Genomic DNA, 738 nt, shown 5'->3' with positions numbered 1-738 from the left:
GCGGAACCGGCGAAGGTCGCCGGAGAATGTCTCCGCGGAAGTCGAGAACCCCACAGCTCGGAGTCAATCCGTTATGTCGCCTTCACGCCACGCCGACGGCCAATTCATCGTCAACCATCACAACTTCAGGTTGAATGCATCAACACCGCCAGTCACCGAGAACCCGCTTCACTGTCAGGGTCGTGTGGTCCGACCGGCAATGGGAATGGGTGACGCTGCGTCCCGAGAATGCGAACTTCGAGGTCGACGGACACATCGACGTCGACGCTCGCGAGACATGGTTCTATCAGGCGATCGCCTCCTCCCCGGTGATGTTTCGACGACAAGCCGGGACCGGATCGCTGTACTGGTTCGTTGCCCGCGACGCCACTGGCGCCTACCTCGACGGCGGCCGCTCCTACCGGCTCCGTGTGCCCCTACCCGTCCCCGCTGGCTTGTTCTGGTCGCTGACCGTCTACGACGCCGAAACCCGCTCGCAGATCGACACCGACCAGGGCGCCGCTGCCGTCCGATCCTTGTTCGAGCTCGACGGCACACTCGATGGCGACCAGGTCGACATCGCATTCGGCCCGCAACCAGCCGAGGGAGACGCTGCTGCATGGGTGCAGACAATCCCGGGACGGGGCTGGTTCGCATACTTCCGCATCTACGGGCCTACTGTCGCCGCATTCGACGACAGCTGGATCCTCGACGATGTCACCGCCATCGGATAGCCCACGAGCCGACCGTTCGACGACG

At 63.7% G+C, this 738-nt stretch carries 1 protein-coding gene; it reads left to right on the top strand.

From position 1 onward, the window contains the following. Positions 1-182 precede the first annotated feature (182 nt). Complete coding sequence (locus FK531_RS14650) at positions 183-713, top strand: DUF1214 domain-containing protein (RefSeq protein ID WP_220126953.1); 531 nt, start codon at positions 183-185, stop codon at positions 711-713. The last annotated feature ends 25 nt before the right edge of the window (positions 714-738 follow it).

The organism is Rhodococcus spelaei (genome assembly GCF_006704125.1).
Classification (GTDB): Bacteria; Actinomycetota; Actinomycetes; order Mycobacteriales; family Mycobacteriaceae; genus Rhodococcus_G; species Rhodococcus_G spelaei.
Note: the sequence above shows the minus strand (reverse complement) of the source record. Positions and strands in the feature narration are given on the sequence as shown.